The 26559-nt window shown below is 43.7% G+C and carries 22 protein-coding genes, 2 tRNA genes and 1 pseudogene; 7 read left to right on the top strand and 18 right to left on the bottom strand.

Features of this window, described 5'->3' with window-relative positions:
* Positions 1-34 precede the first annotated feature (34 nt).
* A complete protein-coding gene (locus IQ274_RS04525; RefSeq protein WP_194141548.1) occupies positions 35-1036 on the top strand; it encodes a DnaJ C-terminal domain-containing protein in 1002 nt (333 codons plus the stop codon).
* A 45-nt stretch (positions 1037-1081) separates the two neighbouring features.
* On the opposite strand, the gene IQ274_RS04530 is transcribed toward IQ274_RS04525, so the two are convergent.
* From IQ274_RS04530 to IQ274_RS04540, 3 genes are all read right to left on the bottom strand, one after another.
* The gene (locus IQ274_RS04530; RefSeq protein ID WP_163929457.1) at positions 1082-1747 is read right to left on the bottom strand and encodes a glutathione S-transferase N-terminal domain-containing protein; all 666 of its coding nucleotides are present in this window, start codon (positions 1745-1747) and stop codon (positions 1082-1084) included.
* A 57-nt stretch (positions 1748-1804) separates the two neighbouring features.
* The gene (locus IQ274_RS04535; RefSeq protein WP_194141549.1) at positions 1805-2341 is read right to left on the bottom strand and encodes a peroxiredoxin family protein; all 537 of its coding nucleotides are present in this window, start codon (positions 2339-2341) and stop codon (positions 1805-1807) included.
* Between the two features lie 154 nt (positions 2342-2495).
* Entirely contained in the window at positions 2496-3107 is a 612-nt protein-coding gene (locus IQ274_RS04540) for a peroxiredoxin (protein ID WP_069068387.1), read from the bottom strand.
* Positions 3108-3238: 131 nt separating this feature from the next.
* Here IQ274_RS04540 and IQ274_RS04545 point away from each other — a divergent pair, with 131 nt between their 5' ends.
* Positions 3239-5464 (top strand): amylo-alpha-1,6-glucosidase, encoded by a 2226-nt coding sequence (locus IQ274_RS04545; RefSeq protein WP_194141550.1) that lies wholly within the window; start codon positions 3239-3241, stop codon positions 5462-5464.
* Between the two features lie 126 nt (positions 5465-5590).
* On the opposite strand, the gene IQ274_RS04550 is transcribed toward IQ274_RS04545, so the two are convergent.
* From IQ274_RS04550 to IQ274_RS04575, 6 genes are all read right to left on the bottom strand, one after another.
* Positions 5591-5664: transfer RNA gene (locus IQ274_RS04550), tRNA-Met, on the bottom strand.
* Between the two features lie 170 nt (positions 5665-5834).
* The gene (locus IQ274_RS04555; protein ID WP_194141551.1) at positions 5835-8165 is read right to left on the bottom strand and encodes a peptidoglycan DD-metalloendopeptidase family protein; all 2331 of its coding nucleotides are present in this window, start codon (positions 8163-8165) and stop codon (positions 5835-5837) included.
* A 792-nt stretch (positions 8166-8957) separates the two neighbouring features.
* Entirely contained in the window at positions 8958-9419 is a 462-nt protein-coding gene (locus IQ274_RS04560) for a tRNA (cytidine(34)-2'-O)-methyltransferase (protein WP_163930469.1), read from the bottom strand.
* Between the two features lie 375 nt (positions 9420-9794).
* Entirely contained in the window at positions 9795-10934 is a 1140-nt protein-coding gene (gshA, locus tag IQ274_RS04565; RefSeq protein ID WP_194141552.1) for a glutamate--cysteine ligase, read from the bottom strand.
* A gap of 294 nt (positions 10935-11228) precedes the next feature.
* On the bottom strand, positions 11229-11528 hold the full coding sequence (locus tag IQ274_RS04570) for a hypothetical protein (RefSeq protein WP_163930473.1): 300 nt from the start codon (positions 11526-11528) through the stop codon (positions 11229-11231).
* Between the two features lie 398 nt (positions 11529-11926).
* Positions 11927-13654 (bottom strand): S8 family serine peptidase, encoded by a 1728-nt coding sequence (locus tag IQ274_RS04575; RefSeq protein ID WP_194141553.1) that lies wholly within the window; start codon positions 13652-13654, stop codon positions 11927-11929.
* Positions 13655-14318: 664 nt separating this feature from the next.
* Here IQ274_RS04575 and IQ274_RS04580 point away from each other — a divergent pair.
* A complete protein-coding gene (locus tag IQ274_RS04580; protein ID WP_194141554.1) occupies positions 14319-15785 on the top strand; it encodes a glycoside hydrolase family 13 protein in 1467 nt (488 codons plus the stop codon).
* A 110-nt stretch (positions 15786-15895) separates the two neighbouring features.
* Here IQ274_RS04580 and IQ274_RS04585 read toward each other — a convergent pair whose 3' ends face one another.
* Positions 15896-16315, bottom strand: a complete 420-nt coding sequence (locus tag IQ274_RS04585; protein WP_163930479.1) for a fasciclin domain-containing protein — start codon at positions 16313-16315, stop codon at positions 15896-15898.
* A gap of 159 nt (positions 16316-16474) precedes the next feature.
* On the opposite strand from IQ274_RS04585, the gene IQ274_RS04590 reads away from it, so the two are divergent.
* The 4 genes from IQ274_RS04590 to IQ274_RS04605 all read left to right on the top strand — a co-directional run bounded on the left by IQ274_RS04590 (position 16475) and on the right by IQ274_RS04605 (position 17907).
* Positions 16475-16711, top strand: a complete 237-nt coding sequence (locus tag IQ274_RS04590) for a DNA-directed RNA polymerase subunit omega (RefSeq protein ID WP_012412301.1) — start codon at positions 16475-16477, stop codon at positions 16709-16711.
* A 23-nt stretch (positions 16712-16734) separates the two neighbouring features.
* Positions 16735-17346, top strand: coding sequence for a hypothetical protein (locus IQ274_RS04595; protein WP_194141555.1), 612 nt, complete (start codon positions 16735-16737; stop codon positions 17344-17346).
* A gap of 71 nt (positions 17347-17417) precedes the next feature.
* Positions 17418-17783, top strand: a complete 366-nt coding sequence (locus tag IQ274_RS04600) for a DUF1818 family protein (protein ID WP_163930483.1) — start codon at positions 17418-17420, stop codon at positions 17781-17783.
* Between the two features lie 50 nt (positions 17784-17833).
* Positions 17834-17907, top strand: a tRNA-Pro gene (locus IQ274_RS04605).
* A gap of 205 nt (positions 17908-18112) precedes the next feature.
* On the opposite strand, the gene IQ274_RS04610 is transcribed toward IQ274_RS04605, so the two are convergent.
* The 8 genes and pseudogenes from IQ274_RS04610 to IQ274_RS04645 form a co-directional block, all read right to left on the bottom strand.
* Positions 18113-19594 (bottom strand): site-2 protease family protein, encoded by a 1482-nt coding sequence (locus tag IQ274_RS04610; RefSeq protein WP_194141556.1) that lies wholly within the window; start codon positions 19592-19594, stop codon positions 18113-18115.
* Between the two features lie 433 nt (positions 19595-20027).
* Positions 20028-21050, bottom strand: coding sequence for a spore photoproduct lyase family protein (locus tag IQ274_RS04615; protein ID WP_194141574.1), 1023 nt, complete (start codon positions 21048-21050; stop codon positions 20028-20030).
* A gap of 103 nt (positions 21051-21153) precedes the next feature.
* On the bottom strand, positions 21154-21510 hold the full coding sequence (locus IQ274_RS04620; protein WP_194141557.1) for a hypothetical protein: 357 nt from the start codon (positions 21508-21510) through the stop codon (positions 21154-21156).
* Between the two features lie 167 nt (positions 21511-21677).
* Positions 21678-22883 (bottom strand): bifunctional phosphopantothenoylcysteine decarboxylase/phosphopantothenate--cysteine ligase CoaBC, encoded by a 1206-nt coding sequence (gene coaBC, locus IQ274_RS04625; RefSeq protein WP_194141558.1) that lies wholly within the window; start codon positions 22881-22883, stop codon positions 21678-21680.
* A gap of 111 nt (positions 22884-22994) precedes the next feature.
* Positions 22995-23207, bottom strand: a complete 213-nt coding sequence (locus IQ274_RS04630) for a DUF2555 domain-containing protein (RefSeq protein ID WP_012412287.1) — start codon at positions 23205-23207, stop codon at positions 22995-22997.
* 154 nt (positions 23208-23361) lie between these two features.
* A complete protein-coding gene (locus tag IQ274_RS04635) occupies positions 23362-23967 on the bottom strand; it encodes an alpha/beta hydrolase (protein ID WP_163930514.1) in 606 nt (201 codons plus the stop codon).
* Between the two features lie 290 nt (positions 23968-24257).
* Entirely contained in the window at positions 24258-25058 is an 801-nt protein-coding gene (locus tag IQ274_RS04640) for an RMD1 family protein (RefSeq protein WP_194141559.1), read from the bottom strand.
* Between the two features lie 302 nt (positions 25059-25360).
* Positions 25361-26431 (bottom strand): annotated as a pseudogene (locus IQ274_RS04645) (LLM class flavin-dependent oxidoreductase); the annotation flags it as partial.
* Positions 26432-26559 lie beyond the last annotated feature (128 nt).

The following is a 26559-nucleotide window of genomic DNA, read 5'->3' on the forward strand; positions in this document are numbered from 1 at the left end:
AAACATAACAGTAATTTCTATAGGAGGCTAGTAGATGGCTGCAACCGACTTCAAGGACTATTATGCAATTTTGGGAGTTAATAAGACTGCCACTCAAGATGAGATTAAACAAGCCTTTCGTAAACTAGCCCGCAAATATCACCCCGATGTCAACCCAAATAACAAACAGGCAGAGGCACGCTTTAAAGAAGTTAGCGAAGCCTACGAGGTTGTTTCAGATGTAGATAAACGCAAAAAATATGACCAATTCGGTCAATATTGGAAGCAAGCTGGCGAAGGTTTCCCTGGTGGTGGCGTTGGTGCCGATATGGGTGGCTTTGACTTCAGTCAATACGGCAATTTTGATGAGTTCATTAATGAGTTGCTAGGACGGTTTGGCGGTGCTGCCCCTCGTGGTGGAGGTGGGCGACAAAGTTACTCTTACCGCCCTCCTACAGGTGCTACAAGTGGTTTTGGTGGCTTTAACGATTATGGGTTTCAAGATCCAGGTGCGGGTAGTTCTCAGGATAGTGAAGCTATAATCACTCTAACTTTTGCTGAAGCCTTTAACGGCGTGCAAAAGCGCTTCAGCTTAGGTAACGAAACAATTGATGTTCGTATCCCATCTGGGGCTAAACCTGGTACTCGTCTGCGTGTACGGGGTAAAGGTCAAATCAACCCGATGACTCAGCAACGAGGCGATTTATACTTAAAAGTTGAACTTCAGCCGCACTCGTTCTTTCAAATGGAAGGCGATAACTTGGTGTGCGAAGTGGCAATTACACCAGATGAAGCTACTCTGGGAGCGTCTATTGATGTACCCACTCCCGACGGTTCAGTTAATGTCAAGCTACCAGCCGGAGTACGTTCTGGACAATCGCTGCGTTTACGTGGCAAAGGTTGGCCCCTCGCCAAGGGTGGACGTGGCGATCAGTTGGTGAAGGTGGCGATCGCACCACCAAAAGACCTCAGCCAACAAGAGCGAGAATATTATGAAAAAATCCGGGCTATACGTACTTATAATCCCCGCAGTCATTTGCAGCAAGTCAAGCTGTGAAAACTTCGGATTGTAGAAACGGTAAATTTGACCGTTTCTACATTGTTAGGTCTGAGTTTGCCGCGTATTTCTCGCTACAATGACAGACTTAAACGCTTCCATTGCCTCTGGTGTAGACTCGGTAGCTTGCCACGATGGACGTACAATTAAGCGATCGTGCCAAGCATTCAGTTTTGGATAATCTTTTAAAGAAATGCCCACTTCCGGCAGCCATATTACTACAGTTCCAGCCACAACCTCAGCCAGAGTTAGGTTTTGACTACCAAAGTAAGGGCGATCGTCAAGTAAATTCTCAAATAATTTGAGTACTGTTGAAATTTTCTGCTTCGCCTGCTCGATTTTTTCGGGATTTTCTCCAGGTAAGCCTAATATCTGAGGTAAAAATGTGGTGGTTGCTGGCAAAAGCTCATTCACCGTTACCAGTTGTACCATCCGTGCGATCGCTAAATCCTTGGCATCTTTAGGCAACATCGCAGGTGTGGGATATTTTGCCTCTAAATAGTCCAGAATTGCTAAAGATTCCACGACATTAAAGCCGTCATCCACCAAAGCTGGAATGTGGTGGAAGGGGCTAATCGCCAAAAACTCTGGTTTAAACTGCTCCCCATCCAGCTTTATCTCTACTAATTCAAACTCAAGTCCTTTTTCCAGCAAAGTAATCCAGACGCGGCGGGAGTTAGGAGAAATAGATGAATGATAAAGGGTCAGCACCATAAAACCTCACAGTTTTATCAGTAGAGTGGGTATTGCCAATTTTACACCTTATACTCAATTAAATTGTTCTAACAAAGTATCAACACTAGCATTGTGATCCAGAAAAGAAAATAAATGCCAGTAGCTGATTTTCCCTTCTTTATCTAATACAAACTGGGCTGGTAAAGGCGCTCCTAATGCTTGTCCTACTTGATAGGTACGAAAAACTCGACAACTAGGATCGCTCAATAACGGCATTTTTAAGCCTAAATCTTTCACAACAATTTGACTCTGCCGCTCATCGGTACTAGTAATCATTAAAACTTCTATACCACGATTTTTAAATTGCTCATAGTTCTCATTCAAAGCTTTGATATGAGGAAAACAAAAGGGGCAATATTGTTTTTCAGTAAAGATGCGAGTAAAGGCGAGTAAGACTGGTTGCTTGCCTTTATAATCAGACAATTTTACTAAAGTTCCGTTGGTAATATCTGGCAGTTGAAAATCAGGCGTTCCTACTCCAAACCTGAGTTGATTTCTAGCTGGAACTGGTAAAAAATTGCGGAAGAATCGCTCATTTAATAACCCACTAAAATCATTTGAAGTCAACATATTTTTAACCCTAATTATTTAAATACTATTTTATGAAAAAACCACAGATAGATACAGAGGTTGACACTGTTTCATGTGTATCTCTGTTTATCTGTGGTTTTCATTGATTTTGCTCTCAACTCCAACAACTTGGATTAGAGTTTGCTAACGAAATTTAGACAGCAGAGAAGTAAACTTTAGACTTCACTGGGTCAGGATTCATTGTCTTGTCACCAGGTTGCCAACCAGCTGGGCAAACTTCATCGGGGTGAGATTGAACATACTGAATTGCTTGTAATGTCCGCAGGGTTTCATCAACGCTGCGACCAAAAGCTAGGTTGTTGATGGTAGCGTGCTGTATGATACCATCTTTATCGATGATGAACAGACCACGCAAGGCAATGCCGGCTGCTGGGTCAAGAACATTGTAAGCGGCGCTAATCTCTTTCTTGATGTCTGAGACTAGAGGATAATTCAGGTCGCCGACACCACCAGACTTACGATCTGTTTGAATCCAAGCGAGGTGGGAGAATTCACTGTCAACGGAAGCCCCAAGGACTTCAGTATTGATTTTCTTGAATTCTTCGTAGCGATCGCTAAATGCTGTGATTTCAGTAGGACAAACAAAGGTAAAGTCTAGTGGGTAGAAAAACAGGACGACATACTTACCGCGATAATCGGAAAGTTTAATTGTCTTAAATTCCTGATCTACCACAGCCGTTGCTGTGAAATCGGGAGCTTGTTGGCCAACGCGGAGGCTTCCTTCGGTTCCGTAAGTAAGGGACATTAACCTAATTCTCCTTTATCGGTTTATTAGCGTTGAAATACGGGTCAAGTAAAACCCGCCCATTTACGCTCTCACAGTTTAATTACGATCTGTTACGACTATATCATACTCATAACGATTTTGAGTAGCCAATGCCAGATTTAGATACAAGAGAATGGTTACTTACCAATGGCTTAGGAAGTTTTGCCAGTGGTACGATTTCTGATGTCCGCACGCGCACCTATCACGGTTGGCTGTTTACCGCTACAAACCCACCTTCTGGGCGGACTCTGCTGTTTTCACACTTAGACGCTAGCTTAGAAGTATCGGGGAACGTTGTAGCACTGGGGACAAATGTTTGGGGTAACGGTCAGATTGAACTGACAGGCTACGAACTGTTGCGTTGTTTTGATATTAACCCAGTTCCAAAATGGATTTGGGGTCGAGATAACTGGCAATTAAGCAGACAATTGGTGATGCCTTATGGGTTAGTGGAGGCTGAAAACTTTGGAACAGACAGGAAAGAGGTAATTTCTCATTCTCCTCCTTGCCTCCAGCAAAGTTCCCCTCTGCCTCTTCCCAATGCCCAATTTTGCGATCGAATCTTGATCCAATATCGCTATGACGGAAGTGATACAGCAATTTTACGGCTGCGGCTGCTGATCGCAGAACGTGATTTTCACCACCCACAAATTGCTAGTTCAGGATTACAGTTCTCAGAATTGCTTGGGCAACAGCAAATCTGTCTGCAAGCAAAAAAATTGGGTAATTTCGGTATACCTTGGCACTTGCGTTGGACAAAAGGAAAATATCAACCAGATGCAGTTTGGTATTGGAATTATGGATTGTCTGAGGAGACAAAACGGGGATTAAGCGACAAAGAAGACCTCTACAGTCCTGGTTACTTGATAGTCACACTGCAACCAGGAGATGTGGTAACACTAGAAGCACGAGTAGGTTTTCCAAACTTGATGGCAGGTGTTCTCACTTCCGAAACCTTTGCAGAAGCCGTGGAGCAAGAGCAAGACCGGCTCTCCCAGATTTTTGGATGGAGTGAGGGGGGTAGGGGAGTAGGGGAGCAGGGGGAGCAGGGGGAGCAGAGGAGCAGGGGGAGCAGAGGAGCAGGGGGAGATAAATTAATAACCAATGCCCAATACTTCGGCTGCTCTACGAGACGCTACGCGAACGCTCAGTACAAGTACCCAATGCCCAAAGCCCAATCTAAAATCTGGCAACAACTACTTAAAGCAAGCGATCAGTTTATCGTCTATCGAGCCTCAATTGCAGGCCCTACAATGATTGCTGGTTATCACTGGTTTAATGAGCGAGGGCGCGACATATTAATTGCCTTACCTGGATTGGCACTAGTTCCACAGCGCTTTGATCTGGCAAAAGGAATATTACGGACTTTTAGTCATTACTATCGTCACGGTTTGATGCCTAATGTATTTCCTGATTCCGATGGCGAACCACTTTATAACAGTATCGATGCGGCGCTGTGGTGGGTTGAAACTTTAGGGCTTTATTTAGAAGCTACCCAAGACTGGGAATTTTTAGCAGAGCAATTCTCTGTAGTCCAACAAATCCACAAAGCCTTTGTTGGTGGTACACACTACAATATCCAGGTTGATGCTATTGATGGGCTAATTAGTTGGGATGCTCGTGGTGTAGCTCTCACATGGATGGATGTGGTAATTGGGACAAATCCCGTTACTCCACGTCACGGTAAGCCGGTGGAAATTAATGCACTGTGGTATTCAGCTTTATGTTGGCTAAGTCGGTGGGCAGAACGCTTAAGTTCGCTTGAACTTGGCGATCCAGTGCGTCTCACTAAACAAGCACAACGTTATGCTCTGCAAGCACAAAAGGTTAAAACCTCGCTGCAAAAGTTCTGGAATCCTCAGCTGGGTTATTTGTACGATACTATCGAGCCAGACGATCGCCGGAATTTCCAAATTCGTCCCAATGCGGTTTTGGCGCTGTCACTGCACCACTGTGGATTTTCTGCCCAACAAGGGAGTCAGATACTAGATTTGGCAACTATCAGCTTGCTGACTCCTTATGGTCTTCGCAGTCTCGATCCAGGAGATCCCGAATACAAAGGGAGATATGAGGGTAATCAAGAGCAACGCGATCGCGCCTATCACCAAGGCACTGTTTGGGGTTGGCTAATTGGGCCATATATTCGGGCTTGGCAACGTTTTTATCCACAACAATCGCTGCCTTTTGATTGGCAACCTCTGCTAGATCATTTCTTATCTGGCGCTTGTCTTGGCTCTATTTCGGAGATTTTTGATGGCGATGCACCTCATACACCCAGAGGTGCGATCGCTCAAGCTTGGTCAGTTGCTGAAGTAATTCGCCACATACAAAAATAATTCGTAATTCGTAGAGGATGTTTTAAAAGGTCATAGCCTCTTGTCTATGTAACAAGCTACGGCTAGCATAAAATCGAAAGGCAGTGTTAAACAACCTTTTAAGTACGAATTACTAATTCTTTAAAATGGCTCAGGTCGGAGTTGAACCAACGACCCCAGGCTTATGAGTCCCGTGCTCTAACCAACTGAGCTACTGAGCCATATTTCCTCAAATCATTTATTACTATAACATAAAAATTTGCTTGAGGCTAGCCCCTTTTGCATTTTTTTTTTGCAGCTTTCATCCCTGTTGAGTTTATAAAAAGCAAAAGAGGGAGGTAAACTCCCTCAACAAAACAAGGCAATGATTTAGTTACAGATAGCCAAGAAATTATATGCGATCCGGTAACATGGCGATTGGGTTAACAGCACCCTTACCTGATGGATGGATTTCAAAGTGGGTGTGTGGGCCAGTACTGTGACCAGTGCTACCCATTAAAGCAATTGTTTCTCCTTGATGTACCTGCTGACCAGGTTGCACTAGAATCTTGCTGTTATGAGCATAGCGAGTCGTGCTGCCATCAGGATGGCGAACTTCGACAAGGTTGCCGTAGCCACCATTGTTCCAGCCTGCTTTTTCTATCGTCCCCTCAGCTGAGGCGACAACTGGCGTGCCAGTGGAGTTAGCAACGTCAATTCCTTTGTGCATTCTACCCCAGCGCCAGCCATAACCAGAGGTAAGGGTACCTTTTGCCGGCCATGTGTAAGCTACGGTTGAGGAAGATGGAGGAGGTGTCAGTTCGTCAATGGGCCTGGGCAGATATTGATCCACTGCTGCCAAAGGCGGTACTATCTGTGGAGTAACTGTGGTTCCCCGCATCTTTCCTAAAGAGTCAGAGGCATTTACTCTTCCAGGAGGGGTTGCAATTCTTGTAGGAGATTGAGTGCGAGCGGGAGTCCACTGACTAGCAGAACCGAGATTGGGCAAGAATTCTGGGTTTACTGGTTCGGTAGGACGTACACTAGTACGGAATTGGGGCTTGATTGGTTGAGCGCTATAGGTAGCTCTAATAGGTGTAGGAACTGGAATTGGTATCGCTACACTATTTGGTCGAACAGCAGAGTTAGGTACGATGAAATTATTAGGAGTAGAAATAGGAGTGAGCATTGCAGCGTTAGTAGTATCGCTAGCTGCTGGCACAACTAAATTACCAGACTGTTGAGCGCGGTATTTCTGCTGTAATCTCTGAATTTCCGCTTGCAAGCCGCGCAAACGGTCATTATTATTTCCCCGTGCTACCCTATTTGCTGGTGTTTTAGGCTGTTGTATTTCAGCAAAAGCTTTTGGTACTGGATCTTCACCACCAACACCATAAGACCTAGTAGGAGTGGTAGGGCGTACTTCTAAGTCAGTGGCACTATTTGCCTGAACCTGATTGTTCGCAATTACCTGTTTAGGGACGGCAACACTGCTGTTGTCGGCAATAGATGGTGATTGTGAAGTAGTTGGTAGATAGGAGTTGGCACTACCGATGTTCATAGGAGAGGTAGCTACTTTTGGAGTTTTGCTGGACTCTACAAAAGTAGGACTCGCTACAGTGGGTTGACTCACTACAGTAGGTTGATTCGCTACAGTTACCTCAACTTGACCAGCAGGAATAATTAGTTGTTGACTAATTTTCAGTTCATTAGGATTGTTGAGGTTATTTACCTTAACTAGTTCTGATACTGAAGTATTGTATTTGCTGGCGATCGCTGCTAGTGTATCTCCAGGCTTAACTTCGTAGGCGGTTCGAGCCGAAGACGCAATAACTGTTGGTGTAGCTGGTACTGGTGCAATTGCACTGGTCTGATTCTTCTGTTTTAACTTCGATATCAAGTTCGCTTTGCTTGCATCGTCAGAAGTATTCGGCTGGACTAATGCAGTTTTTTCAACTCCAGTCGTCGGCTGTGCCAAACCAATATCAGCTGGTGATGGGTTTTCAGTTTCCCCAGACTGTAACTGTGCCAGACTTTTTCTTAACCGATTAGATTTTTCTTGTAAGCGATTCAGTGCAAACTCTTGTTGTGCCTTAAGTTGTGCATTTATTTCACCGTTGACTGCACCAGATGTTGCCACTGTTTGTGGCTGGGCATTCAATAAAACATTTGTACTACCAACACCATCAGCACTATAGTCAGACAAATTATTGACTGTTGGGAAACTAGTCTCGGCTAATGTGTTGTTCAATCCCTGTGCCACTTGCGGCTTCAGGTTGGTGGAATTTTTATAACCAGCTGTTGCTTGGGAAAATGTTTCTGATGCAGGCATTTGCAAAGAAATTCCATTTGCCGCGACTTGCCATTTAGCTTCAAGCCCAGGCACTTGTGAGACTGCCGTTGGTTCCACGATCACAGGATTTTCCGGCACGCTCGCTGATGAGACTGCTTGGGACTCCAGCTTTGTGGAGGCAAATTTCACTTCAGTGTCAGGAGCAGCAGGAATTGAGGAGGAAGCCTTTTGGCTGCCTACTGGCACCGCTGCTTGGGCTTGATCGCTTTGTCGAGTCACCAAAAGGCTGGTTGCTCCCATAGAGATTGCCAAGCCAATCATGGCGGCTTTTGTCCGCACCCGGCGGTTAACTTTTGGATTCATCACATTTTGCAGTTCTACCGGGGCATCATCGCTGTTGGGGTTATTGTTCAACACAGCTTTTACTCTCTTTTTTAATGCTCGTTTCAAAGACGACCTCCTATGATCACTAGCGCTTAACTGACCTCGATTTTTCAGTTGGATACTAGTCAATGATTTAGATCACAACAAATGATAGATCAAGATCACATTCACCAGAGATGCTTACGCAAGATTAACCTGCTTCTCTGATTTAGACAAGTTTACATGTATTAGCAAAACTTAAAGTTTGCTGTGTTTACTTGTCCGAACCACTCCTAACACCACTTAGGACGTTTATAACTCTTTACCATTATCCGCGCTTGTCTTGCGTCAATCACGGGGACTAAACAAATGATTTGCCTAGTCTATAGTCGCTGCCGAAAAATAAATTGCTTGCGACTTCTGGAAAAGTGATGCCCCCTGCTGTAGATATCTTCAAGATATTTCTAGCCCATCAGTCTTCTCAACACGAGACTTTACGTTGATTATTCCCTAAAAAACAACCGTATTAACTATCGTCTAATTTTAGGCTGCTTTTTGGAGTTCATCGAGCAAAAACAGCTCAAATACATGACATGACTGGATTTTAGCGCTTTTGTTCCCAATTTAGGATGCTTCAAATTCATCAAAATCTATCATTCAAATTTGGCATTATCTCAAGTTTTATATATAAATTTCTTATAATAACCTTCCTCTGTTTGTAAGTATCTTCCACTACAATTAGCGAATAAACCCAGGATTTGGTATATTCTTTTACATATTTTGCCGTAAACAAAAAAATCTTGCTGCCAAAATTCTCCAGTTTAGATAGATGTTTGTAAAAACAATAAGTAAATATACTTAGCTTGTGAAGGTAAACAACTATTGTAGATAGCCTAACTGACGACGGGTTTCAAATAAGCCAATTGCCACACTGACTGACAAGTTCAAGCTGCGAACCCCTGGTTGGCTCATGGGAATATACAGAGTAGCATCGCAATCTGATAAAATTGTTGGTGGTAAGCCCGTAGTTTCACTACCAAACAGTAGCCAATCATCGGCTTGAAATTGAAAGCTGACGTAACTAAAATTCCCACCAACCGTATAACCTAACCATCTGCCTCCACGCTCTTGATGTACGGTTTTAAAGGCTTCTAGGGATTCGTGATAGTGGAGTTTGACATAAGGCCAGTAATCTAAGCCGGCTCTTTTGAGGTAGCGATCGCTAATTTCAAACCCCAAGGGCCCTACCAAATGCAACTCTGTACCTGTTGCTGCACAAGTACGAGCAATATTACCTGTATTAGGAGGAATTTGTGGGTTAACTAAAACGACCTGGGGCATTGTCCGTATAATCTACGTATTGTATAAAACAATTTCTTGTCAATGTTAAATCTACCAAAGGGTAGAGGCTATTCATAGGTTTTGTTAATAATAATCAAGCATCATCCATCGATTAGATTTTTAAAACAATAGCACAAACCCTCCCAGAGCAATCCCTGAGAGGATATTTGGCTTAAATTGGTAAATATTAAGTTTTATGTAGAAAGATTAATCACTTGTGTATTTTAGGGCTGGTAGTATGTCCAAAGAAATCTACCATTGGGTATAAGGGATGGAGAAGAGACATAGGAGACAAGGAAGAGGAGGGAGGCAAGGGAGAAACTTGAATAATTCTCCCCTTATCCTCCCTATCCCCCTGCTCCTCTGCCTCTTCAATTAAGCTAGTAGGGATGAACACAATTTGTCTTCGAGTTCGATTTCGCGTTCTTGGGTGGCGAGAATAGCCTGAGTGATGACGCGCTGGCTGTCAAAACCAACTGTGTGTAACTGCAACCACTGTTGAGCCTCATTACCTTCGCGGAGAATTTTGTGCAATGGGGAAAGGAAACAGCTAAAGCCTCGTTGTTTAGCGATCGCCCAAACATCTTGGTACATTTGGGTAATCCAATCTCTGGCTAGGATGCTTCTACCATCTTGCCAATGCCTCAAATGAGCATCGAGACTATCAGCAGCTGCCGCCGCTTCGTTTTCAGCAGTCAGGGTGACGAGTTCTTCGCCAGAGAAAGTACTTTGAGTTAAAGGATCGATGTTGGGATTTTCGATTACTTGCAATAAACGCGCTTCTAATAAGGCAGTAATGGCTAGTAAGGCAATGGGATCTGTGACTAAATCGCAAATTCGTAGTTCTAGGCGATTTAGATCATAAGGGCGGCGATCGCCATTTGGTCGCACCGATGTCCACAAATGCCGAACATTTTGCATGGTTCCGGCAACGAGTTGATCTTCCACCCACTGGATATGATCGGCGTGGCTGGCAAATAAAGGTACATGGCTAGGCGTTTGCGGAAATAGGCCCCAGCGAGTGGAGTGATAGCCAGTAGTTTTGCCATCTAGGAAGGGAGATGAGGCGCTGAGGGCGAGAAATAGAGGTGCTTCCATACGAATCACCCGACACGCCCGCATTAATACTTCTGGATCGCTGATGCCTATATTAATGTGTACGCTGGCGGTGACTACTTTTGTCCCGTAGGTGTTCTCAATGTAGTCATGATAGGGATTTACTGGATCGGAACGCAGAAAGCGATCGCCGCCACCCAACGATAAAGTACTTCCCGGTATCAAAGTATAATCGCCCAAGTGATTGAGGTAGTTTCGCAACTCCCGCCGAGGACGCAGCAAGGCACACAATAAATTTTCGTAATTATGGGATGGTTGGGTTATGTATTCGACATTGCGGCTATCTGGCTCCCGCATAAATCCATCCAAGGCTGCAATAATTTTGTCGGAGAGACCGACGATTTCACCTTGAGGCGTGCCAGTATACATCTCGATCTCAAAGCCTTTTAATAAGACCACCTTGTTCTCCTCGGCTCTCTCTGCCTATAAATTGTATCGAATTAGACGCATCTTTAGGATCTATCTTTCAGTCAATCAAAGGTTAAGAATCATGTAATTAATGATTCATGCCAAGTTATGATGACAGATTTCTTGGCTGTTCTTCAAAAAATTATTACTACTGGAATTACTGAAGGCTCTGCTGTAAATAATCTGGAAATTCAGGTGAAGTGTAACTTTTTTCCAGAAAAAAACAACCTAATTCATAGTAAATACAAAAAACTGTCTGCGTAGTATAGGGTCAGAAAATGGTCATTAAACACCCAACTTGCCTGTATTTATTCTCTTATTAACCAAACGCAATTGCTGCGATCGCTTCAAATATTTTACCCAAGGTTCCTCGGACAAGTGGGAAATTGCATTTAGTGACAGTGTTGCCGTAAATATATCTCTTCCACTAGTAACACCACTGATGCCTAAATTTTCTAAAACAGCAGTTGCAGCAGAGTCTAAAATTGGTTCAGTATGGATGAAAACTTCTAAACTCGGTTCCTCTGGGTTTTGAACATCATTGAGCGCTGTAGCAAGGGCAGCATCTAGCTTTTGAAAATCCATAGAGCAGTAAGTGGGTAAAAAGCAGGCAATTCTTAACCTATCGTATAGCTAAGGTATCAAACTTACGAGTTTTTATTGCCTATCTCTGTATAGATTTAATGGGCGATTTCCTATGTCCAATTACAGATTAATTGCTGTTCTCTCTGGTTTTGAGGTTTATTGAGAGCCTAAACGCAGATTATGCTTGTATATTAATATTCCCTTTCTCGATGAAAGTACCGCTCAAAGTTGCTCCTTAAAAATCAGCATCTAAAGCAGTTATTCGGATTTAAATTGCCTCTGTTAAGTCAGCAATTTTAAAATTAGCGCTGTTTAATTTGTTAGCCGTATAATCTTCAAGAGACGCGATATATTTATTGTGTTAAAGGTGTATAAATATATCGCATCTCTGAAGCTAATTACAGATTTAAAGCGTTAATCACTCCATAACCCCATTTCTCATCAAATGTCCCTGCGGGTTTTCCAGGAATTGTACTATTTTTACGTAGCAAGTCTTTCACAGCAGCCGGATCGAGATTGGGATCTCGCTGCAATAGTAATGCTACTAACCCACTAACAAATGGTGTCGCCATACTCGTACCAGCCTGCACCACAAACTTGGCATTAATCATTGATGAGCGGTCAAAATTTGCATCGGCAGAAAGTGTGGAAATAATCATTGCTCCTGGCGCTGCTACATCCGGCTTGTGTCCATCATTTCGGAGTGGGCCTTCACTACTGAATTCCGAAATAGTGTGCAATTCTAACCCCATTTCTCGCACTTGGTTATCAATATCTGTGTACTTGGTTTTAGTAGTATAGGCGGCAACTGTAATTGCACTGCTGGCGGCTCCTGGCGAACCAATTTTTAGCGCATCTTTCACACTTTTACCTGTAAAAAACACTGACGAAGTATCATCTAATGTCCATACATCTAAACGAGTGTCAGTTGCAGAACTGTTGCGAACTCGCAGTTGCCAAACGCCTCCCATAACTGGCGAGGAGCCAATACCCCGGATTTGCACAAAGAAATTATGGTCGCCATTGGCTTTATCTGGCGCTGGTGTCGCTAATTGCACCCTTGCATCTGGTAACTGGTAATCTTGTGCGGCATTACCGTCAGTAATTATTTTTTGGAATGGGGTGACAAAACCGTTAGGACTCCGCACAGACACTTCTAATTCGCTGTCTTTGGAATACCAAGCATTTAACCAAACTATGCCTATTTGATTCAAAGGAACATTAAAGCGCATACCACGAGTGCGTCCACTGGGTATTATCGCTTGTCCATGAATGTTATCGTTTCCTTCGTTACCCGCAGCACAGCAAACTATTCTTCCAGGGCCAGTTTCCGCATCAATAACTTTGGATAAGGAATCACTACCATCATGGGCATCAGCGTGTCCACCCAAGCTGAGATTCACCACGGCTGCGCGTCCTAACTCTCTAGCAATTCGGAAAATGTAACGCACACCATCAGCAATATGGGCATCCTGTAAATCTGACCTGACAACAACTAATTCCGCTTCTGATGCTACACCGCCATAGCTAGCATCGGCACCGGCGGCAATTCCGGCAACATGAGTACCATGACCGCCAGTATCCTGAGAAATTGTCAGTTGCGCTCCCGTAAATTCCGCCCCATAGCCGCCTTCCGTTACTCCTGGCCCTGGCAGTGTTTGATCCCAAATGTGTAAAATTCGTCCAGCAAAAGCGGGGTGTTTCGGATCAATGCCACTGTCTATAATGCCGATGATTACTCCTTTACCGGTCAGTCCAGTTTTGTTCTGGAACTCCGGGAGTTTGACTGCTCCCATTGCAGTATCCATCCTCAAATGAAGTTTGCGTGATGGCTTGATGCGTTGGATAACATCTTCTTCAGACAAGACATCTAAACTTTCTATCGGTAAAAAAGCCGTCCGCACACTCCCAGAGTTTTGATTGACTTCAATGTTATATTGTGATAGATAACTCAAGTCTGCATCAGGATCGCAATAGATAAAAACGACGCTCTTTGTTGGCTTGACTGGGCTTTTGTGGGCAATGATGCCAAGCGATCGCTTGTGTGTAACTAAAGCTTTATCTCCCTCATTTTGATAGTCTTGAAATGCCAACAGTAGTCCGGGAGAAAGTTTTTCGTGTCTCATTTTTACCTCAAATTCAATTTATTGGGTGCAAGCAAAGTAGTTTATTAGCATAAGTCGCTCTGGCATTAATGCAGACTATGCAGTTTTTTCGCCTTGATTATTTGATGCGACTATAGTTATCTATTTTTTTATAGATAACATCAAATAAGCTTAGGAAGCGGGAAATAATTCCTAAGACAATTGCTAATTCATAACTCATATTCCTGAATTATGTCTCCTAATAGTGATTTTCTGTACTTATAAGACATCTTTGAGCAGACACATCTTAGAATTACCCAAGACTGAGCTAACAGGTAATTTTTATGGAGCTATTAAACTAATCCACTATTTGCCTAAATCATTACGGACAAAGTTAAAAAAATAAAATTAAGAATAATTAAGTAATAAATAAAAAAAGATAAACTTCAGAAATATTAAATACTAACAAGTTGTATACTAATCTATTTTGATTTCTGTGCGCGAAGCGCGATAGACAATAGGTAAGAAAGCTCTTTGAATTGTACCTAGCTTCGCAAAAATCAAAGATAATTTCTGTAGCCAAAATAGTTAAATTGGTATAAATTCTTAATAACTACTGGCAAATTACAGATTCTCTATCATAAGTAAGAGCCATAAAGAAGCTAATATTTGCAACGATCGCTTCTGAACGTACAAAAAGTTATTCATGCAAATTCAAACACCAGATTGGGTAAAGCACGCTGTTTTCTACCAAATTTTCCCAGATCGCTTTGCCAGAAGCAAACAGCCGCGCAAACGACTGTTGCGCGAAGCCCGTTGGGAAGATTGGGACGCTATACCTACACTCCAAGGTTATAAAGGCGGGGATTTATGGGGCATCATGGAAGATTTAGACTACATCCAGAATTTGGGGATTAACGCGATTTATTTCACACCCATCTTTCAATCCGCCAGTAATCACCGCTATCATACCCACGATTATTATCAAGTTGACCCGATGTTAGGGGGCAACGAGGCTTTTAAAGAATTGCTTGATGCAGCCCATCAACGGAATATCAAAGTTGTTCTGGATGGGGTGTTTAACCATTCCAGCCGTGGCTTTTTCTTTTTCCACGACGTTTTAGAAAATGGCCCGCATTCACCTTGGGTAAATTGGTTCAAAATAGAAGGCTGGCCCCTTTCACCTTATAACGGTGAATTCCCTTCAAACTACGTGGGTTGGGCGGGAAATCGCGCCTTGCCAGAATTTAACCATGACAATCCAGAAGTACGAGAATACATTATGGAAATTGCCGAATATTGGATTAAGTTCGGCATTGATGGTTGGCGATTGGATGTACCATTTGAAATAAAAACTCCTGGTTTTTGGCAGGAATTCCGCGATCGCACTAAAGCCATCAATCCCGAAGCCTATATTGTGGGCGAAGTGTGGGGAGATTCCCGCCAGTGGTTGGATGGAACGCAATTTGACGGCGTGATGAATTATCTATTTGCTGGACCGACAATTGCCTTTGCAGCTGGCGATCGCGTAGTCTTAGAACAAGTCCAAAGCCGCGACTATCAACCTTACCCACCCTTATTTGCTGCCGAGTACGCCACCAAAATCCAAGAAGTACTGCAACTTTACCCTTGGGAAATTCAGCTAACTCAACTCAATTTGTTAGCAAGTCACGATACAGCCCGATTGATGACCATTGCAGGCGGTGATATAGCGAGTGTAGAATTATCGACTTTACTGTTACTCACCTTTCCCGGTGCCCCCAGCATTTACTATGGTGATGAAGTCGGTTTACCGGGTGGCATAGATCCCGACTCACGGCGTGGCTTTCCTTTAGAGGCTAACTGGAACCAAGAAATTTTCAATACTCATCGTCAATTAATTACCATCCGCCAAACTTATCCAGCCTTGCGTATAGGTGATTACCGAGTCCTCTATGCTCAAGGACAACTTTATATCTTTGCACGAACTTTAGGCACAGAAGAATTGATAATTGCTATCAACGCTGGTACAAGTTCAGCGACTGCAAATGTAGATATGGCTAGTTTGCATACTCAACCCAACAACCTGTTATATGGTACTGCTGAAGTTGAGTGGAATGGTGAAGAAGGAACTCAGCAATTGTCATTAACTCTTCCCGCACGCAGTGGTTGCATCCTGGGGGCTAGGGGCTAGGAAGAAGGGCAGGGGCATGAACAAGAGACAAGGAAGAGGGGCGAGACAGGAGAGACTTGTTCAATAATTCCCCCTTTTCCTCTTGTCCCCCTGCTCCCCTGCTCAATCCCTTACCTCCCTGCAACCATTGCAGGCATCAATACCTCATCAATAATATGGATCACGCCATTGTCTGTCAAAATGTCTGTTTTGATAACATTGGCGTTATTCACTTTAATTTTGCCATCAGCAGATTCAATGGCTACAATTGACCCCTCAAGCGTTTGTGCCTCATTAATCTGTACCAAATCGTCAGACCGAACATCCCCACTAGCGACATGATATGCCACAATTTTCTGGAGCTTGGGAATGTCTTTTAGTAGGGAATCTAAAGTTCCTTCTGGCAGCTTGGCAAAAGCTTCGTCAGTTGGTGCAAATAGTGTCAAAGAACCAGGACTCTTTAGAGTTTCTATGAGATTTGCAGCTTGAGCAGCTTTCACCAGGGTATTGAAGTTTCCCGCATTGATAGCAGTTTCTACAAGGTCAGCCATAAGGATGTGTGACTTTAGTCAGATAGTATTATAAGTAACTTATAAAATGACTAGAAGGCTCTTAGCCTCTATCAACAGAAAGGTTGCTGGCGATTAAATACACGGCAACAGATTTATCAGTACTGCTACACTGGGGAATGACCCCAAGAACCACTGATTATGCTAAAGCGTTCTAAGTTCGAGACAACTCAGTCTCAGATTATGCACCGAGCTGAGGAACTGATTAGTGCAGCCTCAAATCGTTACCGCATTACGGTTCAGGTGGCCAATCGTGCTAAACGTCGGCGTTATGAAGATTTTGAAAATAACGAAGATGCAATGATGAAGCCAGTGCTAAGAGCAATTATCGAAATGTCCGATGAATTGACTCAACCAGAGATTATTGGCGAACTATAAAAAAAGGCTGTAGAGAAGGCAGGATGAGCAAACATCAATCGTTCATTCAACCCCTACTCAAGCCCTGGCAAACACTCACTGCCTTAATGGTAGTGGGTGTAATTGCTTTGAGTTCAGGGGCGGGCAAATCAACAATATACACAAGTTTGTTTAGTATCCAACCTGCTTATGCTCAGAGAATAACACCTAGTGATGTTTGGCAGTTGGTATACCAGCAATTGCCAGATTTGCCACGAGAAAACAAGTATATTAGCAAAGAAAATGGGAAAGTTGCCGAAAACAGCACCCTAGCAAATCGCCTGATTAGATATCATATTTATACCAAAGGGCGGGCCCCAGTTTATCGCTTAGATTGGAAGCTGACTTTAGCTGATTACCTGGGGGCGAATGAAATTATGTATGATACTACCTATCCAGGCTATGATTCACTACGGGAAAACCCTATGGAAGGCGATCGCAAAGCCATAACCCGTCTCACCCGCAGTCAGCGAGATGCCCTAGTGCAAGTCTTAGTCAACATATTTAATCCTACTTCCCAAAATACCCTATCTCCTAAACCCAATACCGCACCTAATCCTAGTAGATCAACTACCCCACAGCCATCCCAGCGAGGAGGTGCCGAACTACTTAGATAGTGGGAAATTTAGGAGTTATAAGTTGTAAATTCATAACTCCTAACTTATAACTCCTCAGTTTTAACTAAAATATGGAACGCGTTGTAAAAACCGGATTTGGTTGGCGTATTGGCTGGAATCCCCATGCACGTGAATTTAAAGGTTTAGTCGGTACAGATGATTGGGCAATTGAGTTAACCGAAGCCGAGTTGAATGATTTTTGCCGTCTACTAGCACAGTTAGCAGATACCATGAAGCAACTCGCAACGGAATTAATGGAAGAGGAAAAAATTGCTTGTGAAGCCGAAAGCGATTTATTATGGATGGAAGTAGAAGGCTATCCTCATGATTACAGTCTGTGCTTCATTTTGAATACAGGGCGATGTGTAGAGGGTAAATGGAGCGCTTCTGCTGTTCCAGATTTACTGCAAGCTGCTGGGATGCTTAAAGTTTTTTGAATGAGCCTCTTGATTATCTAAGAGTATTGCTATATGATGGTAATTCTGACCGGGGCGTAGCGCAGCTTGGTAGCGCGCCACTTTGGGGTAGTGGAGGTCGTGGGTTCGAATCCCGCCGCTCCGATTGATGATAAGCCATGCCTGCTAATCTTTTTAAAAGACTAGCAGGTTTTTCAATAAAGTCTGTAAGGCGATCGCAAAATCTCCAACTACAACTCATTGGACTTCTTGCAGAAGTGGGGAAAAGGGGGAATGGTATGGAATCTTACCTTCCCCTTTAACCTTTGCAAAAGTAACTTTTGCAAGATGTCTGTATTGTTAACTCAGCATTATCCTATTCCCAAACGTCCAGCCAAGCCGGGAGTTAGAGGTAAGAGTGTAGTAATCATTAAGAATAGAGCCAAAAGCCCCAAAGCGGCTCTAGCATCATCAGGTTCAGTGATTTCATTCAAACTGGGGCGTTCTTGATCTCGTTGCAAGAAGAAAATCACGATCGCCCAGTACATGGCAAGAGTATTACCGAGAGATACTAGTGCCAGTAAAATTAAGGTTGCGATCGTTGCGCGTCCTGCGGTTTTGCGTCCATAAATCGCCTGAACAATGCGCCCACCATCTAGTTGTCCTGCGGGCATCAAGTTCAAAGCGGTGATAATTAACCCCAACCAACCAATTATCACTAGAGGATGAACACTTACCAGAGATGACTGCAACGCCGAACCCAAAACAACTCGCGCCAAACTTCCTACCAAAATCGACCCTTGGAAAAACTGATTGGGCAATTGAAATAAACTACCTGGGTGAGAAAGTAGTAAGCCTGTCACCAGCATTAACAAGGAAACGATACCACCTGCGGCTGGCCCTGCCAAGGCGATATCAAATAATACCTTGCGGTTGGGTAATAGAGATTCAAAACGGGTAATTGCACCAAAGGAACCAATTTGCACTGCGGGTAGAAAGAAAGGCCAGCTAAGACGGATTTGGTGGCGTTTAGCAAGTAACCAATGACCAATTTCGTGAGCTACTAAAATCGCAAATATCCCAGCACCTATAGGCAAAGCTTCTTGAAATCGCCCTGGATTGCCAAAGAAATCAAAATTCAGCAGTAATCCCGCAGCTTCTAGATTTGTGGCAATGGTTGCTATTAACAAAACGCCTGCGAAAGCTTTTTGCGATCGCAACATCGGCTTGGGATCATTGCGACTGGGTAAAACAATTACCACTGGTTTGCCGTCTGTGTTTTCCACTAAAAACAGGCGATATTGCTCACCAAGGCGTTGCTGCAAACTTGCAGTTAGACGGTTGTGAGTTTCTTCTGGTTCTCCCCGTAAATTGCCTTTGAAAATAGCTCCATCTTGATAGGCAATGGTTTCTGTGGCAAAAAACGTATCGATACCAAAGATACCTTTAATTACATTCAAGTCCTCTTCTGGTATCGGCGGAATCTCTGGTTTCAGTTCTGCTACTGTTGGTTGTGGGGAATTTGCTTCAAGTGAGGAAGCAGCAGCGAGTCTTTCTGTTGCGCGTTGTTTGAGGATGGCATCTTGTCCAGCTGCGCGTAACTGTCTGCCCAAATAAACGTACAATCCGGCGGATGTCACCACTAAGAACAATATACCCGCTATATTGATGTAAATCCCTGCGGCAAACAATCCAAAAAACAGGAGCCAGGGAGTCATCAACACCACCGACTGTAACCAGGCTAAGATTCCCAGTTTACCAAAAGGTCTGGCGCGATAAAAGCCCCAGCCCAAAATGCCTAAAGCTACCAGTAGGATTGCCGCCAGGATAGAAGTTTCTGATAAAGTAAACATCTCCAAACCTTTGCTATTGAGACTAAGCCAGAACAAGTCCGGTATTGCAGACACACTATTAATGTATAACGCCGCCTGTAATCTGCCCAAATTATGCGGCTTTGCGTAGGCGTAGCTCAACCCAGCGAAAAATCGCAGCGGTAGTTTGCTTACCTTTCACAAGGAAATTTTGCTTCTTGTGAGATTTGAGAAGCCTTAGAACTACCGGAAGCGCCTAAAAATTATTTAGAGTGATATATTATTTTGCGATCGCTCTCTTACTCAAAAATTACAGCATTAAGCCAATACAGTTCAGATAAGACCAAAACACTTGTAGAGACGGCGATTTATCGCGTCTCAAAAACCCAAAATTTTTGCCAGTAGCCCTTAAAGCCGACCCATTGGCATTGCAGAATATTGCCATTAATTCGCTACGAATTAATGAAATGCGGTACTAAGTCCAATAAAGAATTTCAGCATTTGGAAAGCGCCTACTAATCTCACTCTCAAAAAAGCTACGCAACGCTTTCATTGTATCCTTCTCGTAAACGTACTTCGTCCCACCAAACTTATTACGCTTGACACTGCGTTTTGCCTCATCCATCTCTAATTTGGATTGCGGATACCAAGTTTGTAACACTTCTTTTGACCCTGGTGTGAACCGATGCGAGATTAACTCAAAGGTAAGATTACAGTCAAAATCCAGTGCCTCGTTTATCTGGTCAAACAAACGACTATAGTGCATCTGCCAATCATCTATCGGCATAATTGGCGCGATAACCAAGCCAATTGGATAACCGCCACCGCCACGTTCTTGTGGTAGCGCCAACCGTCGCAATGCATTAAGCCTAGATGCTACTGATGCTGTACCACCTTCAAATTTGCCAGAAATTGGTGCTGCATTAACGCTCATCCGACAGCGAGTATTGCCATTGTGTGGCAAATCCAGTAATCCATCCACAGCATCAAACTTCGATACCCAACGTAGATGTGCATTGGGACGAGTGGCAAAGTAACGGATACATTCAGCAAGACTTCCAGTTAAATGCTCAATACCCAATGGGTCTGTGTAACAGCTAACTTCAAAACTTGTATTTTTACCCTGTTGCTCGTAGTTAGCTAAGTTCTCTAATATTTGCGGTAAATTGGCAAAAGCTCGGATGACAGGTGGCCCCGACAAGCTACCCGCTAGGTAGCAATATTGACAGTGAGCCGGACAACCCTCGGCAAGGTGAAACTGCCAATCCGCAGAAGGTGGAATGGGACTCAGCTTAAAAGAACTGGGCGGTGCAGTAACCACAGCTAAGGTACGCTTGGCGATGTTATAAGTATCGCGCTCAGACTCACCGCGCAAACCCTTCAGGCGGTTCTGTGATAACTCTTCTATTGGTAAGTTGAGTGACTCCACACGTGCAAGAATCTGCTGCCCCCAATCCTCATCTAGGGCAGCAGGTGTAAACAGTACCCGTTCAGGTATCCACAACCTTGGCGATTTTGTTTGTGTCTCTGATACCGAAACTTGGTCTGTAGTTGTATTCAGCAATATCGTTCTCCGTTATTTAGTTTGCTGATTTCTGCAATTAATTTTCCAGGATTTGCTTAATTCGTCGCTCTAACAAATCAAGATCCAAACTGCCTTCATCACGGTTAATTCGTCGCACAGTCGAATTAACATTAGCTAAATTAACCAATAAATCTTGAAGAATTTCCTGCTGCTGACGTGCTTGGGTAACTTCGCCTGGTTCCTGTACTAAATCACGCACGATGGTATCTTCAGCGCGAGAGGCGATAATTGGATCGTTTTGCCCTTGAACGTGAACAAAGGTTCGTCGCCCTGGGCCTCGCTCCTCTTCTATTGGTATAACTGCTGTCACTTGGTCAGAACGCACATATTTGCCAAATCCCAAATGGACTAGCTCTGATGAGAGTATTTTCATATAGTTGAAGCGTTATTTTTATGTCTTACTTATATTGTAAAATCCAAAAAAGTGACTTGAAGCCATAGACCATACGGGTTATACCCAATTCAAAGTAGTAGTTTCCTTGTATGGTTACGGCAATGTCATGTCCCTACCCAGTACCCATTCAAATGAGAATCGCTATATCAAGTGATGACAAAATTAAATAAATGATGGGCCATTTCCAATTTAGAACAAGGTGCGATCGCTACTTGATTTCCTTGCCGATCTAAAAATATTGCTTGATTATTATCACTCCCAAAACCACTATCAGGTTGATCGATGGGATTGGCAACAATAGCATCGAGGTTCTTATTCTGTAATTTTTCCAATGCGGGCTTGACAATATCCCCAGTTTGAGCGGCAAAACCAATTAATATCTGATGCGGCTGTTTATGTTTTGCTAATTGGGCAACTATATCCGGTACTGGTTCCAGGGGTAAAGCTTGGGGGAGCGATCGCTTGGGCAATTTCTCTGTACTATAATTCTTTGGCTTCACATCTGCCACGGCTGCTGACATCACAATTACATCAGCGTTGGGCAAATATTCCAGCATTGCCTGCTGCATTTGCTCGGCACTAATGACGGGAATTGCTTGCACTCCTAATGGTACATCCCAATTGGCTGGGCTATGTACTAGGGTGACGTTTGCCCCTCGGTGAAGTGCGGCTAGGGCTAAAGCTAATCCCATTTTACCTGTGGAAGGATTACCAATAAACCTTACTGGGTCAAGAAACTCTCGCGTTCCCCCAGCACTAATTAACACTCGTTTACCTAATAAATCTCGTTTACCTTGAGTGTGTAACAACGATTGGATGTGAGCCAAAATTTCTGGAGGTTCTGCTAATCTACCAGCACCAATGCGATCGCACGCTAATAAACCCGATGCTGTATTCATCCCATGATATCGGCTATCGATCAATAGCTGTTGCCAATTCCGTTGCACCGATAGCTGTTCCCACATATCCGTATTCATTGCGGGTGCTAACAGCACGGGACAAGTAGAAGCCAGCACGGTATTTGTGAGTAAATTATCAGCCATCCCGTAGGCTAGCTTTGCTAATGTATTAGCTGTCAAGGGAGCAATTACCATGACATCTGCCCATTCACCCAACTCAATATGCAAGGGACGAGAGTGAGTTGGTTTCCAGAAATCATCATCTGTGTAGGCGGGATGACGAGATAGGGTGGCCATTGTCAGAGGCGTGATAAATTCTTGCGCCGAACGGGTGAGGATAACTCGGACTTCCACCCCAGTTTTAAACAGCGTTGAAACCAACTCACAAATTTTGTAGGCGGCGATACCGCCACCTACACCTATTAGAACCCTGTTCAATTTTGGATTAGTCATGGTAAAAAGTTAGGAGTAAGTAGTAATTTAGGAGCAAGTAGTTACGAATATTAATTGCCAACTCCTAACTCCTGTACAGACGCGATTAATCGCATCTCTCCTAACTCTCAACTACGCTTCATCGTAAGGTTCCAAGTCTAAGAGGTAGATATAGGGTTCAACTAACTCTGGACGCTGAAATGCGATCGCTCGTAATAGATGCCAATCATTTAAACCATCAAAAGCATTACTGTAATTATCCAGATCCAGACGTGTAGCCAGTTCTTCTACTTCTGCCGCAGTTATGGCAGCAATTTCTTTCCTGGAAATGCTTAGAGTTGTCATAATGCTCGCCCCTCCCTTATGCAGCACTCGCCTTCAGCATGGGTTAAGTTGCGCTGAACGCAGCCACCCTATATATATTACTCATTAGAAGGCATGAATTTCGTGAATATTTTCAGCATTTATACCAGAATTTATAAAAAATTCGTAATTCTGACTAGCTTATTGTATTTACAACGAAATTCCGCAGCACATTTAACGTTTGTGGATTTATTTCATGCCCCATGTCAAATTCATGGTATTCTGCCGCCATTCCTAGAGATTTTAAAGTGTCTCGTGCCTTTAAAGCAGCTTGCAGTGGAACAACTTCATCATATTTCCCGTGGCTGATTAAAGTTGGTGGAATATCTCTTTGATCTGCCGTTAGTGCATCAGGATGTAAATACCCGCTCATCACAACTAAGCCTGCTAGTGGCAATTTTGAGCCGACATCTAAAGTCATTGCTCCGCCTTGAGAAAATCCACTTAAAATAGTGCGTGACAAAGGTATGCCAGTGGTACTTTCTAAAGATTGCAAAAAATCTATTAGCAGTTTCCGACTTTCTACCAAGCCTTCATACATATTTTCCACCCGCAGGTCATACCATGCCCTCCCTATAGGGGAATAGGGATAAGGATAAGGTGCATTGGGTAATATAAACTGGTAATCAGGTAAATTGAGCAAGGGTAGCAAAGATGCGACATCCTCGGCATTAGCTCCCCAACCATGCAAAGTAACAATTAACCCTGTGGCAGGTTGAGAAGTTCCGGGGGGAACGGTAATAAATTGTAAAGACAGAGGTTTACTCCTAAAATCTACTTTTCTAATAGATCCTATCTCTTCAAACAGACTTAGTATTTAAGGGCATTTGTTGCTTACCCAAAGAATGGCTATATGTCATGTTGCGAGTAGGAAAAATTTAAATTTTTTGTTTACGAGTACATAAATTTCACTAAAAGTTAATTTACCTTACACAAAAACCAATTTTTGATATTTTAGCGCCTATTGAATCTGAATCCCCAAAAACCATTCGCAGTCAGCATTTTTGATTTGCAAATCACTCTAATTTAGCCTTAGCCTTTGAAAATGATGTCGTACAGCGACAGCAGAATTTCCACCACAATCAAAATCACCACATACCACTCTACTCGTTGGCTACTGCTATGCTGCATAAACTCTAAGACTGTTTGTGCAGTTTGGGTAATTAGCTCTAGTTTGCGTTCCAAAGCAGTGTGACGCTCACGAATTTCGTATTCATCCTCCAAGCGCAGATATAAGTTTTCTAGCTGTGGGGATTCCCAGAGTAACTCTGGCTTATCGATGATCTCAACTCGACCTACAATTTTATGTTGAACTAACAGCGCAGTCCCAAGTTGACGCAGTAATTCCCGACTCTGCCGTCTTTCTCTGTGTTCACGCTGGAGACTAGCTGCAAACGGTTCAATTTGATCGAATACAGTCGCTAGGCTAGTTTCATAATGAGATAGCACAACACTTTTAGCGAGGATATCAGCCACTATCTGCAAGCGTTCTACACTAAATTCATGCAGTGAAATTTTTCCTTCCTTAACTCTCTCACTTTCTGCAATGTTGAGATGAATTTCCACCTCTTCTGTCTCCGGTTCGGCAAAGGAGCCACTAATTTGAGAGGATAGTTTGGTCAAAAAGGCTACCTTTTCTACAGGCTCAAGGTTAAACAGGACAACTGCGCCATAGTCTAGCAGTACCGCACAGCCGTCTTCACCGACTGAAACCATTAATGGCATAGTCGCCAAGGAAACGTAATCCTCCAATGTCTGTAAGTTAATATCCTTACCAAGGAATAGGGCCTGCGCTCTAAATCTATCTGTATCGTTAAAAAGGAGTTTTTGCATTGTCGCCCTGTTTGCTTTTCTGTCTGCTGATCTTGGAGGTTAGCGATCGCAATTAATGCCTGTTATCGGAGATCGCTACAATCTCAGCTTACCAATAAAGCTCTCTAGCACTGCCGAAGGTGCGCTTGTATTTCAGTTGAGATCATTGGTTACACGTTTGGGGAGAATCGGTTTATCAAGGCTAAAGAGGAGTGGGGAGTGAAAGAGATGAGGGGACAAGGAGAACAACCCACTCCCCACTAATTGTCTAAAGTGAAGTTTCAGCAAATCAAAGCCGTCGCTTCAAAAGCACTCAATCAAAGCTATGCAAAGGAACCGACACTCACAGGTTCAGGAGCAGGCGCATTTGCGGTGAACTGGTTTACTGGACGGGGTAAACCGAGATTTTCGCGCAGGGTACTACTTTCATACTCAGTACGAAATATTCCTCGGCGTTGCAGTTCGGGAATTACCAAGTCTACGAATTCCTCTAAACCCCCAGGTAGCCAGGGCGGCATAATGTTAAATCCATCAGCCCCACCATTAACGAACCAATCTTCTAACTGATCGGCAATGTGTTCTGGTGTTCCGAGAATCGTTCGATGTCCCCGCGCTCCTGCAATCCACAAATACAGTTGCCGGATTGTTAAATTCTCTCTGCGGGCAAGATCGGTAATCAGTTGCAAGCGGCTTTTGCCACCGTTGGTATCTGGCAAATCCGGCAGCGGCCCATCTAGGGGATATTTGGACAAATCATGGCCACCCACTAGCCCAGAAAGCAGCCCCAATCCTACCAAGGGATGGATCAACTCCTGAAGTTGCTCATATTTATCCTTAGCTTCTTGCTCAGTCTTACCAATTACTGGGAATACCCCTGGCATGATTTTGAGATGGTCAGGGGAACGTCCGTATTGAGCCAATCTCCCCTTGACGCTAGCATAGAAGGCTTGAGCTTCTGCCAATGTCTGTTGTGCAGTGAAAATCACCTCTGCTGTTTGGGCAGCTAAATCCTGTCCAGGCTCGGAAGATCCAGCTTGTACGATTACTGGATATCCCTGTGGTGGACGCGCTACATTGAGCGGTCCGCGCACCGAGAAATATTTGCCTTTATGGTGGGGAATATGCAACTTATCTGCATCGAAGTAAATACCTGACTCCTTATTATGGAGAAAAGCATCGTCTTCCCAACTGTCCCAAAGTTTGGTGACAACATCCACAAATTCCCTCGCCCGTTCATAGCGCAGTGAGTGTTCTAAGTGGTTTTCTTGGCTGAAATTCTGCGCTGCGGCTTCAGCAGCAGAGGTTACAAGATTCCATCCGGCACGACCACCGCTAAGATAATCTAGTGATGCAAACTTGCGGGCGAGATGAAAAGGTTCATCATAGGTCGTTGATCTGACTTTTCCCGTTAAGTCTTGAAAGGCTTACTAATAAAGGATTTAAGAAACAGCACCGCAAATACGGTAAAGTAATTGCAATCGAGTGCTAAAGGTGACAAGCAATGCTGGACTGGTGGGAGAAG

Source organism: Nostoc sp. LEGE 12447 (genome assembly GCF_015206985.1).
Classification (GTDB): Bacteria; Cyanobacteriota; Cyanobacteriia; order Cyanobacteriales; family Nostocaceae; genus Nostoc.